This is a genomic window from Escherichia sp. TW09308, assembly GCF_000208565.1.
Classification (GTDB): domain Bacteria; phylum Pseudomonadota; class Gammaproteobacteria; order Enterobacterales; family Enterobacteriaceae; genus Escherichia; species Escherichia marmotae.
Genome location: NZ_AEME01000001.1, coordinates 4,417,313 through 4,432,740 on the forward strand (window position 1 = coordinate 4,417,313; position 15,428 = coordinate 4,432,740).

13 protein-coding genes and 3 pseudogenes are annotated in these 15,428 nt (G+C 47.7%); 6 read left to right on the top strand and 10 right to left on the bottom strand.

Annotation, left to right across the window (positions count from 1 at the left end; translation table 11 throughout):
- Positions 1-93: 93 nt before the first annotated feature.
- The 6 genes from kdpE to kdpF are packed head-to-tail and all read right to left on the bottom strand — an operon-like array spanning position 94 to position 7,859.
- Complete coding sequence (gene kdpE, locus ESM_RS0121405; RefSeq protein ID WP_000186070.1) at positions 94-771, bottom strand: two-component system response regulator KdpE; 678 nt, start codon at positions 769-771, stop codon at positions 94-96.
- Entirely contained in the window at positions 768-3,452 is a 2,685-nt protein-coding gene (gene kdpD / locus ESM_RS0121410) for a two-component system sensor histidine kinase KdpD (protein ID WP_010380770.1), read from the bottom strand. The genes kdpE and kdpD overlap by 4 nt, the downstream gene beginning before the upstream one ends.
- The gene (kdpC, locus tag ESM_RS0121415; protein ID WP_010380773.1) at positions 3,445-4,017 is read right to left on the bottom strand and encodes a K(+)-transporting ATPase subunit C; all 573 of its coding nucleotides are present in this window, start codon (positions 4,015-4,017) and stop codon (positions 3,445-3,447) included. The genes kdpD and kdpC overlap by 8 nt, the downstream gene beginning before the upstream one ends.
- A gap of 8 nt (positions 4,018-4,025) precedes the next feature.
- On the bottom strand, positions 4,026-6,074 hold the full coding sequence (kdpB, locus tag ESM_RS0121420) for a potassium-transporting ATPase subunit KdpB (RefSeq protein ID WP_000087925.1): 2,049 nt from the start codon (positions 6,072-6,074) through the stop codon (positions 4,026-4,028).
- A gap of 22 nt (positions 6,075-6,096) precedes the next feature.
- Complete coding sequence (kdpA, locus tag ESM_RS0121425; protein ID WP_000741116.1) at positions 6,097-7,770, bottom strand: potassium-transporting ATPase subunit KdpA; 1,674 nt, start codon at positions 7,768-7,770, stop codon at positions 6,097-6,099.
- A complete protein-coding gene (kdpF, locus tag ESM_RS01000000125505; protein WP_001272653.1) occupies positions 7,770-7,859 on the bottom strand; it encodes a K(+)-transporting ATPase subunit F in 90 nt (29 codons plus the stop codon). Before kdpF ends, kdpA begins: the two co-directional genes overlap by 1 nt.
- 314 nt (positions 7,860-8,173) lie before the next feature.
- Here kdpF and ESM_RS0121435 point away from each other — a divergent pair, with 314 nt between their 5' ends.
- Positions 8,174-8,380, top strand: a complete 207-nt coding sequence (locus ESM_RS0121435) for a YbfA family protein (RefSeq protein WP_000424791.1) — start codon at positions 8,174-8,176, stop codon at positions 8,378-8,380.
- Between the two features lie 676 nt (positions 8,381-9,056).
- On the opposite strand, the pseudogene ESM_RS01000000125510 reads toward ESM_RS0121435, so the two are convergent.
- A pseudogene (locus ESM_RS01000000125510) lies at positions 9,057-9,473 on the bottom strand (kinase inhibitor); the annotation flags it as partial.
- Positions 9,474-9,834: 361 nt separating this feature from the next.
- Between ESM_RS01000000125510 and ESM_RS0121445 the strand changes: the two are divergent.
- The gene (locus tag ESM_RS0121445) at positions 9,835-10,878 is read left to right on the top strand and encodes an alpha/beta hydrolase (protein WP_000700206.1); all 1,044 of its coding nucleotides are present in this window, start codon (positions 9,835-9,837) and stop codon (positions 10,876-10,878) included.
- Positions 10,879-10,938: 60 nt separating this feature from the next.
- On the opposite strand, the gene emrE is transcribed toward ESM_RS0121445, so the two are convergent.
- Positions 10,939-11,271: a multidrug efflux SMR transporter EmrE gene (emrE, locus tag ESM_RS0121450; RefSeq protein WP_001070432.1), complete on the bottom strand. Its 333-nt coding sequence runs from the start codon at positions 11,269-11,271 to the stop codon at positions 10,939-10,941.
- A gap of 195 nt (positions 11,272-11,466) precedes the next feature.
- Here emrE and ESM_RS1000000129720 point away from each other — a divergent pair.
- The 3 genes and pseudogenes from ESM_RS1000000129720 to ESM_RS0121470 all read left to right on the top strand — a co-directional run.
- Positions 11,467-11,613: pseudogene (locus tag ESM_RS1000000129720) on the top strand (exonuclease); the annotation flags it as partial.
- A 112-nt stretch (positions 11,614-11,725) separates the two neighbouring features.
- Positions 11,726-11,821 carry a DUF1317 family protein gene (locus tag ESM_RS1000000128620; protein WP_010380789.1) on the top strand — a complete coding sequence of 32 codons (96 nt, stop codon included), beginning with the start codon at positions 11,726-11,728 and terminating at the stop codon, positions 11,819-11,821.
- A gap of 182 nt (positions 11,822-12,003) precedes the next feature.
- On the top strand, positions 12,004-12,414 hold the full coding sequence (locus ESM_RS0121470; protein WP_001516236.1) for an ASCH domain-containing protein: 411 nt from the start codon (positions 12,004-12,006) through the stop codon (positions 12,412-12,414).
- A gap of 263 nt (positions 12,415-12,677) precedes the next feature.
- Here ESM_RS0121470 and ESM_RS1000000127305 read toward each other — a convergent pair.
- A pseudogene (locus ESM_RS1000000127305) lies at positions 12,678-12,845 on the bottom strand (NADP-dependent isocitrate dehydrogenase); the annotation flags it as partial.
- A gap of 535 nt (positions 12,846-13,380) precedes the next feature.
- Between ESM_RS1000000127305 and ompT the strand changes: the two are divergent.
- Positions 13,381-14,334, top strand: coding sequence for an omptin family outer membrane protease OmpT (ompT, locus tag ESM_RS0121480; protein ID WP_001201818.1), 954 nt, complete (start codon positions 13,381-13,383; stop codon positions 14,332-14,334).
- Positions 14,335-14,583: 249 nt separating this feature from the next.
- Here the strand turns inward: ompT and appY are convergent, their stop codons facing one another.
- Positions 14,584-15,333, bottom strand: coding sequence for a DNA-binding transcriptional activator AppY (gene appY / locus ESM_RS0121485; protein ID WP_000386784.1), 750 nt, complete (start codon positions 15,331-15,333; stop codon positions 14,584-14,586).
- Between the last annotated feature and the right edge of the window lie 95 nt (positions 15,334-15,428).

Here is a 15,428-nt window from a genome sequence, read left to right on the forward strand (position 1 = left end):
CTTATCAGGCCTACGAGAATGGTGCAATATATTGAATTTTCACTATTTTGTAGGCCGGATAAGGCGTTTTCGCCGCATCAGACAAATAACACCCTAAAGCATAAACCGATACCCAATACCGGTTTCAGTAATAAAATGGCGAGGTCGGGCCGGGTCTTGTTCCAGTTTTTGTCGCAGATGCCCCATATAAATCCGCAAATAGTGACTGTGTTCGACCGCATTTGGCCCCCATACCTGGTTGAGTAACTGGCGCTGGGTAAGCACTTTCCCGGCGTTGTTGAGCAACACAGCCAGCAGGCGGAACTCTATCGGCGTCAAATGCACTTCTTCCTCGCCGCGATGGATCACGCGGGCGGCCAAATCAACGGTCACATCGGAAAATGTCACCACCGGATCGGGCGCGGCGGTGGCGGAGTGGCGGCGTAACGCGACGCGTAGACGAGCCTGCAATTCACCAATGCCAAACGGTTTACTCAGGTAATCATCAGCTCCGGCATCCAGCGCGGCGATTTTGTCGCTCTCTTCGCTACGTGCGGAAAGCACAATTACCGGCACCGCGCTCCACTGGCGCAGGTCGCGGATAAACTCAATTCCATCGCCATCGGGCAGGCCGAGATCGAGAATAATCAAATCCGGCTTACGGGTTGCCGCCTCCAGCAGCCCACGTTGCAGTGTTTCGGCCTCAAAGACGCGCATACCGTCGCCCTCCAGCGCTGTGCGCAGAAAGCGACGAATAGCCTGTTCATCTTCAACAATCAGAACGTTTGTCACATATCCTCATGAAATTCTTCAAGTTCAGGAGCGGTTTGCTGAGGAAGTGTAACACGAAAACAAGCGCCACCTTCCGGTCGGTTGAATGCGATGATCGTACCACCGTGTATTTCTACAATCGCCCGACAAATTGCCAACCCAAGCCCGACGCCCGGCACTGCTGACTCTTTATTCCCGCGGGCAAATTTATCAAAAATCGTCCGTTCCTGACCTTGTGGAATACCGGAGCCGTTATCCCAGACATCCAGTTGTAGTTGCTCTCCCTCGACATGGGCATCAATACCAATTTCAGCCTGCGTTCCCGCGTACTTCACCGCATTCTCCAGCAGATTAATCAGCACCCGCTCAAACAGTGGCCCGTCGACGTGGATCAAGGTCAGCGGTTCAGGCAGAGAGAGGTTGATGGGTGACGATAAACCTGGCTCCAGCATTTGCAGCGCACTGCCGACGACTTCTTCCAGCGTTAACCACTCTTTCTTCAAATTAAAGCCGCCGGACTGAATTCGCGCCATATCCAGCAAGTTATTTACCAGTCGGGTCGTGTTCAGCACATGCTGGCGAATTTCGCTGGCCTGGCGAGCGTGCGGAGAACCTTCGCTTGCCAGATCAAGCGTTAAGATTTCTGCCTGACCAAACAGCACCGTAAGCGGGGTGCGTAAATCGTGAGACAGCGCCGCCAGCAGCGCGTTGCGGATCTGTTCACGCTCGCTGGCCATCCGCGCCTGTTCTTCGCTGGCGGTCAGCATCAGGCGCTCAAGAGCATTGGCCACTAACAGCGTAAACGTTTCCAGCAGGCGCTGTTGTTCCGGGATCATCAACTGGCGCAAATTTCCCGGTTCCACCACCACCAGTCCGTAGGTTTTCTCGCCGCTTTTTAACGGCAAAATCTGGTACGGCACGCCGGGTAAAGTGTCGGTGCCCGCACCCGCAGGCAGACCTTTATCAAAGCTCCAGCGGGCGATAGCATCGTCCCACGGCGTCATCCCCTGCGGATGTGTTAGCGGCAGTAATATACCGTTGTCATCAGGTAACAACACCTGACTGCGGGCATGAAAAGTAGAAGCAATAAACTGCTCGCTGGTGGCGGCGATGTCCTGGGGACTGCGGCCTACCGCCAGCGTTTTTGACATTTCATATAAGTGTCGCGTGCGTTGCTCGCGGTAACGGGCTACCCGCGCCTGGTAACGCACGCCAGCGGTAAGGTTCCCGATCACCAGCCCGACGGTTAACATCACCGTGAAGGTCAGCAGATACTGCACATCAGAGACGGCGAGCGTGCCGCGTGGGGCGATAAAAAAGAGATCGAAACTCACCACGTTAATGACGGTGGCAACCACCGAAGGCCAGCGACCATAAAAAAGTGCCACCACCACCACGCCCAACAGATACAGCATCACCAGGTTAGCGGCATCGAAGGCCATCAGCCACTGCATGGCAATTAAAGTGATAACGGCGCATAACGCGGCGGCAACCACGCAGCCCTGAATTTGCACCCGCCATTTGTCTTTAAAAGAGCGGCTATCCGGCGCGTTATTAATTGTGCGCGCAGGTGGTTCATCAAGCGCGACCAGTACCTGATCGAGGTCGGGGGCGATGCGCGCCAGTCGGTTGGCAAAGGTTTCCCGACGCCACCAGCGGCGCGAGGCCGGGCGACCGAGAATTATCTTGCCGAGATTATGCTCCCGGGCATAACGCACTACGGCTTTTTCTTCTGCCGGATCAGAAAGTGTTGCTGTCTCTGCGCCTAACTCCTGCGCCAGACGCAAGGCGCTGAGAATGGCTCGACGTTTTTTCTCCGGTAAGCGGTGCAGGGCAGGGGTTTCAACATATACAGCGTGCCAGACGCTCCCCAGCCTTGACGCCAGCCGCGCCGCCGCCCGAACCAGTTTTTCGCTGCCCGTATTATGCCCAATACATAAAAGGATCGCGTCGCGCGTGTGCCAGACTTTCTCTTCGCCAGGACTCCCCCGCCAGGCGCGCATTTGCTCATCTACGCGATCGGCAGTACGGCGCAGCGCCAGTTCGCGCAGGGCAATCAAATTGCCTTTGCGGAAAAAATGTTCAATGGCGCGCTCAGCCTGCCCGGCAATATAGACTTTGCCTTCTTTCAGTCGCTGGCGCAGATCGTCCGGAGGCAGGTCCACCAGCACCACGTCGTCGGCGGCATCGAAAAAAGGATCGGGCACGGTTTCCCGTACCTGAATTCCGGTGACGCCACTGACCACATCGTTCAGACTTTCCAGATGCTGAACGTTGACGGTAGTGAAAACATCAATGCCTGCTTCCAGTAGCTCTTCGATATCCTGCCAGCGTTTAGGATGACGGGAACCTGGCGCATTACTGTGCGCCAGTTCATCCATTAATATCAGCGCCGGACGGCGGGCGAGGGCGGCATCGAGATCAAACTCGCTGATATGCCGCCCACGGTACGCCTGGCGTTTCAGTGGCAGAACAGCCAGACCTTCCAGCATTGCGGCGGTATCTTTCCGCCCGTGGGTTTCTACCACGCCAACCACAATATCCAGCCCTTGCGCCCGCAGTCGCTGGGCTTCCGCCAGCATCGCCCAGGTTTTCCCGACGCCCGCACAGGCACCGAAGAAAACTTTTAGCTTTCCGCGATGCGGCGCGGCAGTTTGTTCCAGCAGACGGTCGGGGTCGGGACGTAAGGGTTCGTTATTCATCAAGCTTATCCAGCGCCAGATTGAGTTCGACAATGTTGACGACCGGCTGGGCGATATATTTCACCAGCGGTTGTTGGCTGTATTTTGCGACCAGTTGTGTGAGCTGTTCAACGCTGAGATTACGCGCTTTCGCCACCCGTGGGATCTGCCAGGTCGCCGCTTGCGGGGTAATGTTATTGTCCAGCCCGCTTGCCGAAGCCGTGACCAGTTCAACCGGAACGCTCGCGCTGGCATCCGGGTTAGCGGCTCGTAAAGCAGCAACGCGTGCAGCTATTTGTTTATTCAGCGCCGGATTACTGACCGCCAGATTGCTCCCGCCAGAAGCCTGTGGATTATAGGGCATTTCTGCCGTTGCCGACGGACGGCCATGAAAATAGCCGTTATCGGTAAAATTCTGCCCGATTAATGCCGAACCGCGCACTGTATCACCTTCACGGATCAACGAACCGTTGGCCTGCCAGGGAAACCACCATTGCCCAAGCAGGGTGGTTAGCAGCGGGTAAACGCCGCCAGTAATCAATAACAGAAAGAGAAAAGTCGAGAATGCCGGACGTAATCCACGCATGGTAAACCTCACACCAGACCGCAAACGGTCAGCAGTAAATCAATGACTTTGATACCGATAAACGGCACCAGCAGCCCACCCATACCGTAAATCCATAAGTTACGGCGCAACATGGCAGAAGCGGTAAGCGGTTTATAACTCACGCCTTTTAATGCCAGGGGAATCAAAAAGACGATAATCAAGGCATTGAAAATAACTGCACTGAGAATGGCGGAGTCGGGCGAATGCAGGCGCATGATGTTCAGCGCATTCAACTGCGGATACGTTGCCGCGAACGCCGCCGGAATAATGGCGAAGTATTTCGCCACATCGTTGGCAATGCTGAAGGTCGTAAGCGAACCACGGGTCATCAGCATCTGTTTGCCAATATGCACCACCTCGATCAACTTGGTCGGATTGGAGTCGAGATCCACCATATTGCCCGCTTCTTTCGCCGCCTGAGTGCCGGAGTTCATCGCCACCGCGACGTCGGCTTGCGCCAGCGCTGGGGCATCGTTGGTGCCGTCGCCAGTCATTGCCACCAAACGGCCTTCCGCCTGGTACTGACGAATCAACGCCAGCTTGGCCTCTGGTGTCGCTTCGGCAAGGAAATCGTCGACGCCCGCTTCCGCTGCAATGGCGGCGGCGGTCAGACGGTTATCGCCGGTAATCATCACCGTTTTAATGCCCATTTGGCGCAGTTGGGCGAAACGCTCTTTAATGCCACCTTTGATGATATCTTTCAGCGCAATAACGCCCAGCACGCGAGAACCTTCTACCACTACCAGCGGCGTGGCACCCTGACGCGCAACCTGATCGACTTTTTGGTCGACATCGGCAGGGAAGTGGCTACCGTTAGCCTCGACATGACGGCGAATGGCATCGACAGAACCTTTACGGATCATGCGGTTATCAATGTTGATCCCACTCATCCGGCTTTGCGCAGTAAAGGGGACAAAGGTGGCATGGAGCGACTGCACATCGCGCTCGCGCAGGTTAAAACGCTGCTTGGCGAGGATCACAATACTGCGGCCTTCCGGCGTTTCATCGGCCAGCGAAGCCAGTTGTGCGGCGTCGGCCAGCGTTTTTTCCTCCACGCCCTGCGCGGGGATAAACTCTGATGCCTGGCGGTTACCGAGGGTGATGGTGCCGGTTTTATCCAGCAGCAGGACGTCCACGTCGCCCGCAGCTTCAACTGCACGTCCGCTGGTGGCGATCACATTCGCGCCCAGCATCCGGCTCATCCCGGCGACGCCGATAGCTGACAGCAAGCCGCCGATAGTTGTTGGGATCAGACAGACCAGCAGCGCTACCAGTACCGTCACGCTGACTGCGTTACCGCCCCAGGCGGTAAATGGCCATAGCGTTGCGGTTGCCAGTAAAAAGACGATGGTCAGGGCAATCAGGAGAATGGTCAGGGCAATCTCGTTCGGCGTTTTGCGTCGTTGTGCGCCTTCCACCATCGCGATCATCCGATCCAGAAACGTCTCGCCGGGGTTAACGCTGCACTCAATTACCAGCCAGTCAGAAAGAATACGCGTGCCGCCAGTGACGGAGGCAAAATCGCCGCCGGACTCACGGATCACCGGTGCCGATTCCCCGGTGATGGCGCTCTCATCGACCGATGCGCCACCTTCAATAACTTCACCATCGCAAGGGATAATATCGCCCGCTTCTACCAGCACGATGTCGCCTTTACGCAGTTGATCGGCCGGAACTTTGTCTGCCACAGCACCATATTTCGGCTCGCGCAGCTTGCGAGCAAAGGCGGTTTTTTTCACCCCTTTCAGACTGTTGGCCTGCGCTTTACTGCGGCCTTCCGCCAGCGCCTCTGCGAAATTGGCGAACAGCACGGTGACCCAAAGCCAGCCACTAATTGCCGCGCTAAATAGCGCATTGCCGGGCATCGCACCGCTCACCATCGCGATACTAATAAAGGTGGTCAGCAGACTGCCGATCCAGACGATAAACATCACCGGATTGCGCCATTGCGCCTGCGGACTTAATTTTTTCACCGCTTCTTTCAGCGCCTGGGCGACAAGTGTTGGTTCGAATAGCGCCAGTTGTTTACGACTCATATTCAGTGCTCACTCAATATCATCAGGAGAGATATTCCGCCACCGGACCAAGCGCCAGGGCAGGGATAAAGGTCAGTGCGCCAACCAGCAACACGGTGCCGATTAACAGCCCAATAAACAGCGGGCCGTGCGTTGGCAGTGTACCGGAGCTGGCGGGTTGGCTCTTTTTACTCACCAGCGAACCGGCAATCGCCATCACCGGGATAATCACCCCGAAGCGCCCGACAAACATGCAGAACGCCAGTAAGCAGTTCCAGAACGGTGAGTTGGCGCTTAATCCGGCAAAGGCACTGCCGTTGTTGTTGGCGGCGGACGACACGGCGTACAGCACTTCGCTAAAACCATGCGGGCCAGGGTTGAGCATGGCGCTACGTCCGGCATCGGTCATCATCGCCAGCGCCGCGCCCATCAGCACCAGCGTTGGGGTAACCAGAATCGCCAGCGCGGTCAGTTTCATCTCGCGCACGTCGATTTTTTTACCCAGATATTCCGGCGTGCGACCAATCATCAGCCCGGCAATAAACACCGCCAGCAGGACGAACAGCATCATGCCGTAAAGGCCAGAACCCACGCCGCCGAATACCACTTCACCAATTTGCATCAACCACATCGGCACCATGCCGCCGAGAGCGGTAAACGAATCATGCATCGCAATCACTGCGCCGCAGGAAGCCGCCGTAGTCACGACCGCAAACAGGCTACTGACCAGTACGCCAAAACGGCTCTCTTTACCTTCCATATTGATGCTGCTGTCTGCGCCCAGCGCCAACAGATGAGGATTACCCTGAATTTCTGCCCACATCACCACGGCCACGCAGATGACAAAAATCACCGACATTGCCCACAGCAACATGCGCCCCTGACGACGATCGCCCGCCACTTCGCCAAAGGCAAAGCAAAGCGCCGTTGGGATCAAGAAGATCGCCAGCATTTGCACGAAGTTGGTCAGTGCGGTCGGGTTTTCAAACGGATGCGACGAGTTGGCATTAAAGAAACCACCGCCATTAGTACCGAGCATCTTGATCGCTTCCTGAGAAGCCACCGGCCCCATCGGTAACAATTGCTGTGCCCCTTCAACGGTTGTCACAGCCTGATAAGGCAGAAAGTTTTGTAGCGCACCTTGTTGAATAAAAAACAGGGCGATCAACAACGCCACTGGGGCTAATACCCATAACGTGATGCGTAACAGATCGACCCAGGCATTGCCCAGTGTGCTCATGCTCTGGCGGGTAAACGCGCGGATGAGGGCGAAAATCACCGTAATCCCGCTGGCGGCAGAAAGAAAGTTTTGTACCGTTAAGCCCGTCATCTGACTGAAATAGCTCAACGTTGTTTCGCCGCTGTAAGACTGCCAGTTGGTGTTGGTGACAAAGCTGACAGCAGTATTCAGCGCCAGATCCCACGACAAACCCGGCAGTTGCTGCGGATTAAGCGGCAGATAGTGCTGACCGACCAGCATGAAAAACAGCACCGCCAGTCCCAGCAGGTTCAGGCAGAGAATGGCAGACAGATACTGCTTCCAGTTCATCTCACGGTCAGAGACGCCAAGTGCGCGAAAGAGTACGCGTTCAACGCCTGCCGTACCGGGAAGAGGAATATCATTAATCAGCCGTGCCAGCCCGCTGCCTAAAGGGCGCGCCAGCACCATCAGCACCAGTAAAAACGTGGCGATCAGTAAGAACCCTTGCGCAGCCATCAGAACGCCTCCGCATTGATCAGGGCATAAACCAGATAACCCAGTAATAAAAACACCAGCAACACGCCGGTTATCACGCCTGCACTCACAGTGCACCTCCAGTGGCCTAAAAGTGATACCGGAAGGGTAGAATTGTGGCTGCAAAGATTTCGCAAAAATCTGCGGGCGGGGTGTAAAAAAAGTATAAAAATGGCAAAAGCCATGATTTAACTAATGGTTAGTATCATTTTAACTTTTATGTAACTTAATTACACGGTGAATGTAAATAAACCATCAATAAGTAAAAATAAGTGGTCGGATGAGTAGTAAAATTACACAAAAGGCGGTACTATTTTCATCAGATAAACGAATTCATTTTTCCGGTGTCATTCACCGGGTAGATACAAAAAAGGGGGAGAAAAGTATGGAACTCTATAAAGAATATCCTGCATGGCTTATCTTTTTACGCCGTACTTATGCGGTTGCAGCGGGCGTTCTGGCGCTGCCTTTCATGCTTTTCTGGAAAGACCGCGCCCGCTTTTACAGCTACCTGCACCGCGTCTGGTCGAAAACCAGCGATAAACCGGTGTGGATGGATCAAGCCGAAAAGGCAACCGGTGATTTTTACTGATTGCTAGCACATTTAAGCCAGCCTTGTATACGGGGCTGGCTTAGGCGTTCTGTATCAACGGATCTCATGACGCCTTCATTTCATCACTGTTTTATTTTCAAGTTTCGCTAGTACCCTTTTAAAAGGGTAATTCAGAATGCGGTTATCCTCATTGTCTCTCTAAGCGGCTCTATCGTCAGAAATCTCTGGTTAGGTTGGATACCCCATTACACTCTTTCCTGTAACTTCAGTGTAAAGTGAGAAAGTCGCTATCACTTTTGCTCACTCCAGCATCTAAATAAATTCCGAATTTTGCTATTAATATCGCTACTTCAATAAAAGTAGATAGTAAAGAGAGTAATATATACTTTATTGATATATTAAGAATAATTCATTGTTAATGAATCTAATGCGATAAGGTGTATTGGTGTTAATAAAAAGATATTGTGTTTTTAGTTGATAATTAAAAACACACAATATTTCAGCCTTTTCTATGTAAGAACTCAATTTTATAAGGTATCCATTTTTATATGGAGGCGGTAGCGTGTCTGTTGTTGGTGGTTTTATTTACACGCTGAATATAATTGAATTATCGAATATATAACTATGTATCCGTTCCAGTCGTCGTAACTATTGATAATTATTTGATATTCTTAGTGATTGTTGCTGGAAAGATAAAAGTGAGCGACAAAGCATGGTAATGATGCGGTTTATCCCCTTTCAGAGGACATGCACCACCAAATCCGGCATAGCCAAAATCATTTCGGCCTTGAACAGCACCTGTCGGCAGTTTTGTACCATCACGTCTTCCTGCATCAGCAGGCAAATATGTTACTGTTGCTGGAATATTAACAACAGTCCAGTGCCACCAACCACTACCAGTAGGTGCATCTGGATCATAAACAGTTACGGCAAAACTTTTAGTGCCCTCAGGGGCACCAGACCAGGTTAATGAGGGCGATATATTGCCACCTTCACACCCAAATCCGGAAAAGATATGAGACTTTGTAAGTTGTTTTCCTGTTTTTATTTCACTACTTGTGACCTGAAACTCTGCGGCCTGCGCAGAAAATGTGATGAATACCAATACACTTGAAACGATAAGTTTTTTCATAAAAACCTCTTTGTTATGACCTATCGTTATTTTATTTGATATTCCTTTATCTCATTATGCATAAAGACGCAATGTTCATGCAAAAGCAATCATAATTATAAAATAGACCCCAGCATTAGCCATAATATGCACGAATCATATTGATGTTATCTAAATAGATTTTAGGTTTATTATTAGTCATGCTGGCATAAGTTAGTATGATTTATAGACGGCTATTCTTGAACCAGAATACGCGCAATTTCACTGACAAGGATTTTTTGCATCTTGTTGAGTTTCCTAAGATGCCTCCTGTTGTACAACTCTTAAGTTGCCGTTAAATTCGCTAAGAAAATTTCATCCGATAAGTCAAGGCATGTAAAATATGAAAATTAACAAAATACTATCATCCGCAACATTATTGTATGGTATGTCAGTAGTCATGTCGGTCGGGAATTGTTCAACAACTGTCCAGACTAATCTTCCTGGTTACACCCCTGGTGCAGATGTCATTAATGTTTCATCGACCAGAAACCAGGTCGATCTTATTGGTGATGTTGTTTATTCCCAGATAAAAGGGACCCGTTCTGTCAGACAGCTTCACATGTCAGTTCTTGTCCCGCGAACAAATGATTTGAAACCAGCCATTATTTATTATCCTGGCGGCGGATTCATGTCTTCTGAACATGACAAATTTATTGAAATGAGAATGGCTCTGGCAGAAGCTGGTTTTGTTGTAGCCGCTGTAGAATACAGAACAATTCCTGATACATTTCCAGCGCCAGTTGAGGATGGAAAAGCTGCAATACGTTACCTGAGAGAGCATGCCAGCGATTATGGGGTTGATCCTCAAAGAATCGGAGTTCTGGGTGACTCTGCCGGTGGATGGCTTGCCCAGATGATGGGAACTACAAATGGTGACAAAACCTTTGATAAAGGTGACTTTCTTCAGCAATCATCAGATGTTCAGGCAGTTGCCACACTTTATGGGATTTCTGACTTGTTGAATATTGGTGAGGGGTTCCCTGAATCAGTGCAGGAGGTTCATCGATCTCCTGCCGTAACCGAAGCTTTAATGATCAATGGCCCTGCATTCAGAAGTTTTGCGGGAGCCCCCATCACAGCGTCAAAAGAAAAAGCGCTAAACGCCAGCCCAATCGGACATATGAAAGGAGTAAAACCCCCATTTCTTATTATGCATGGTAGCAAAGACACTCTGGTTTCACCGGAGCAAAGTGCCAAACTATTCAGAATGTTGAAAAAGAACGGCAATAATGCTGAGTACGTGCTGGTAGAAGGGGCTGAGCATGGAGATAATACATGGTATCAGCCAATTATTATAAACAGGGTTGTTGAGTGGTTTACTAAAAATCTGGAAGTCCCTATGAAAACCACCACCCAACAACAAAACCCAAACGCTAACCTGTAAAAAGCAGCCCGCATTTACATGCGGGCTGACATATTCCATTTGATTAAAAAGAAATTATTTTTAATGTGGTGCGCTTCGTGACAACAAGTTAATTACCAACACTCCGGCACAAATCAATATCATGCCTATAATGGCTGGCAGATCCAGACGCTGGCCGAAAAATCCCCAGGAAAGTAAACTAATCAGGACGATACCGACTCCTGACCAGATAGCATAAGCAATCCCTGTAGGAATATAAGCCAATGTTTGAGCTAATAACCAGAATGATGCACAGTAACAAATAATTGTACCAACAGAGGGCCATAGCCGTGTAAAGCCATCTGAATACTTCATTAAGGTTGTACCAATCACCTCTGCAAATATTGCACCACCAAGATAAATATAAGGATTCATAGCATAGTCTTTCCTGTTAATACCGGAGAGAATTGTACTACAGTTTGAACTTAACTCACCGGTTTCATCCCGGTGCATTCATTGATGTTCGTTTATATACCATCGATAACCTGAATTCCTGTCTGCGCCACTTTAGCCGCTGCCTGATTTATACTGGTTACTGAAACAGAAAGCCACAGAGCAGAAGGTGGCGTCATGGCACCGGACATTATCCTGCTGCGTACCGGGATCGACGTGAGGGCTGTCAAACAGGGAGATAATGCGTGGCACAAATTACGGCTCAGCGTCATTACCGCTTCTGAAATTCACAACGTGATAGCAAAACCCCGTTCAGGAAATAAGTAGCCTGACATGAGAAGTACATGCCGAGTTTTGACGAGATGGTGCCGGAGTTCATCGAAAAAATGGACGAGACATTGGCTGAAATTGGTTTTGTATTTGGGGAGCAATGGCGATGAAGCATACTCACGATAATATCCGCGTAGGCGCGATCACTTTCGTCAAACCGATCGTTATCATGATAATTGAGGTAAAGAATGGCGCAAAGTAGCGTTGTGAAAATTTAAACGTCTCAACGCCTCCTTGAATTTCTCACCCCACATGAAAAAGAACCAAACAGCCCGCTTTGAGCGAAAAACGAACTATGATATTAGCAAGAAAGCATCACTGTTAATATTCGAACAATTAATGCTCAGCTATTTCTCTATTATTTACAATCAGAAAGGACGTGTAATGGGTAAGGTTGATGAACTAAAGATGAAATATCCGGACGCGAATGCCTGGCAAATGGGCGACAGCCCTGAACTGGCTAACGAGCTTGCAGCACTTATAGAAAAAGGGATTAAAACGGCCTCCTGTGGCTCTTATGCCTCTTATCAGAAGGAAGAATTTGCCCCAAGGATTGGGAGCTATAACATCATCCTTGACGGCCAGGATGTACCGGTATGCGTGACCAGGCTGGTGTCGATGCAACTGGTGTGTTTTTGTGATGTTACTGCCGAGTTAGCTCGCAAGGAAGGTGAAGGCGATTTGAGCCTTGAATATTGGCAGAGAGAGCATCAACGATTTTTCACCCAGGAAGGTCATTTTTCTGAAGATATGGAGTTGATTATGGAAGAGTTTGAAGTTGTTGAGGTTCTGTAAGATGAGATAAACGAGCTGACGTTATATCAATTGGCATTTATAACAATGTCCGCACCTGACACATAGCGGATCTAAATATTAACGAGCGTCCACCAAATAGAGGAATGTCTAATAGGAACCTGGCAGTAGAACTGTCATCTGACTGACCAACCGACCCCAAACAACTAAGAGGTTTTGATAACTTATTTTGATAACCGTTAGCAAACTAACATAAAACAACGGGCGTGTTATACGCCCGTTACAATATTTAACACATGTAGTAATTACATGTTCTTGATGATCGTATCACCAAACTCTGAACATTTCAGCAGCTTAGCGCCTTCCATCAGACGTTCGAAGTCATAGGTTACGGTCTTAGCGTTAATTGCGCCTTCCATACCTTTAACAATCAGGTCTGCGGCTTCAGTCCAGCCCATATGGCGCAGCAGTATATAAAAACATTAAGTTCAATTCATTGATATTTAATGATAAAAATTATTTTATTGTCTTTTTATTAGCCAAAATCAACTTTATTCAACCGTTTGATTTCATTGACGTTCGTTTTTATTTTGGGGAAAGGTTTTATCTACCATTTATATCAAAATTACAAGCCTACATTTTATTAACATCTCAATACATGTGAGGCCTTGCAGACCTTTGTGAGGCCTTATGTGTCTCAGTTTTGTCCCTCTTTTTTGTACTAAAAAACATAGTAATTGAGGATAAACCTCATGCTATTTTCGCTTATATGCCTCTAAAGGCATGGCACTTAAATAGATAAAAGCACCACAAAATCATAAAAAAACCACACAGTAAAACCGCAATATGAAACAATAACAGATAATTAAACCAAAAACAGATAGCGCATTGTGATAATCATTCAATACTAAACAAAATATAAACAGTGGAGCAATATGTAATTGACTCATTAAGTTAGATATAAAAAATACATATTCAATCATTAAAACGATTGAATGGAGAACTTTTATGCGGGCGAAACTTCTGGGAATAGTCCTGACAACCCCTATTGCGATCAACTCTTTTGCTTCTACCGAGACTTTATCGTTTACTCCTGACAACATAAATGCGGACATTAGTCTTGGAACTCTGAGCGGAAAAACAAAAGAGCGTGTTTATCTAGCCGAAGAAGGAAGCCGAAAAGTCAGTCAACTTGACTGGAAATTCAATAACGCTGCAATTATTAAAGGTGCAATTAATTGGGATTTGATGCCTCAGATATCTATCGGGGCTGCTGGTTGGACAACACTCGGCAGCCGAGGTGGCAATATGGTCGATCAGGACTGGATGGATTCCAGTAACCCCGGAACCTGGACGGATGAAAGTAGACATCCTGATACACAACTCAATTATGCCAACGAATTTGATCTGAATATCAAAGGCTGGCTCCTCAACGAACCCAATTACCGCCTGGGACTCATGGCCGGATATCAGGAAAGCCGTTATAGCTTTACAGCCAGAGGTGGTTCCTATATCTACAGTTCTGAGGAGGGATTCAGAGATGATATCGGCTCCTTCCCGAATGGAGAAAGAGCAATCGGCTACAAACAACGTTTTAAAATGCCCTACATTGGCTTGACTGGAAGTTATCGTTATGAAGATTTTGAGCTAGGTGGCACATTTAAATACAGCGGCTGGGTGGAATCATCTGATAACGATGAACACTATGACCCGGGAAAAAGAATCACTTATCGCAGTAAGGTCAAAGACCAAAATTACTATTCTGTTGCAGTCAATGCAGGTTATTACGTCACACCTAACGCAAAAGTTTATGTTGAAGGCGCATGGAATCGGGTTACGAATAAAAAAGGTAATACTTCACTTTATGATCACAATAATAACACTTCAGACTACAGCAAAAATGGAGCAGGCATAGAAAACTATAACTTCATCACTACTGCTGGTCTTAAGTACACATTTTAAGAACGCCAACTAAAATTTCCCCGAGGTGAAAATCGCCCCGGGGAATAACTAGCCATTTCAATGTAACAATTAACCCTTAAAATAAACCCAGAAGGTTATTAACTAAATCACATAGAAAACCATCAATTATAGTGTGTATAAAATAGGCGACAGCAACCCAATTACAAATTAATGGTTCCAGAATATCACATCAAAAAACACGCTATATAATATTATAATTAACATGTAGACAACTTGTAATAAATATTATCAGTCAATTGTTTTGTTTATTCCATCTGTGACGCCGATTATTTTCTCAAAATAATGAGATGGCGTGACACCATAATAATCTTTAAATGCACATATGAAATATGAAGTACTGTTATAGCCACATTTCTGGGCTACGACATTGATAGAATAAGAGTTTGAAGTTATGAGTTTTTTTGCATACCTCATCCTAGTATCTCTCAATATTTCAGTAAATGACGTTCCTTCATCCCTTAATCTTTTTTTTATTAAACTTTCACTCGTATAAATCAATTCCGCAATATCTTTTAAATGCCATTGCCGCTCAATATTAAAACTGATTATTCCAGTAATTTTACAGGTAAATGTATTTATATTTGTTAGTATAAATGAATTTACACTTTCGCGTTTTTTGAACATGGCAAGTAAGGATATACATAGTCTTTCTTTTAACCAAAGGGAGTGTGAGTCTGCTATTTTAATCCCTTCAAACAGAGAAAAAACAAGCGATAATGGAGGTTCCTCTTCAGCAATATAGCCATTCTTATCAAGAGTAAATTTGCCAGGCAACTCATTATTCACGTCGATAAAAAAGGATAAACATGTTTTCTTATCTATATCAACAATTCTTAGTTTAGAGGGGCATACTGGTAACTCTCTTCTAATTTTGTCGCTTACAATAAACAATGAATTTTTTTTGAACGAGATAACTCTCCTGTTTATAATTAAATCAAATGATTGACAGATGAAAACTACGGAGCAAACATAATCCATCTTGCACCTATCATAAAATTAAAACAAGTTGATAGTAGTCAAATAACAACCAATTAAATACACAATCATAATCAGGATGATGTGCATTTATATTT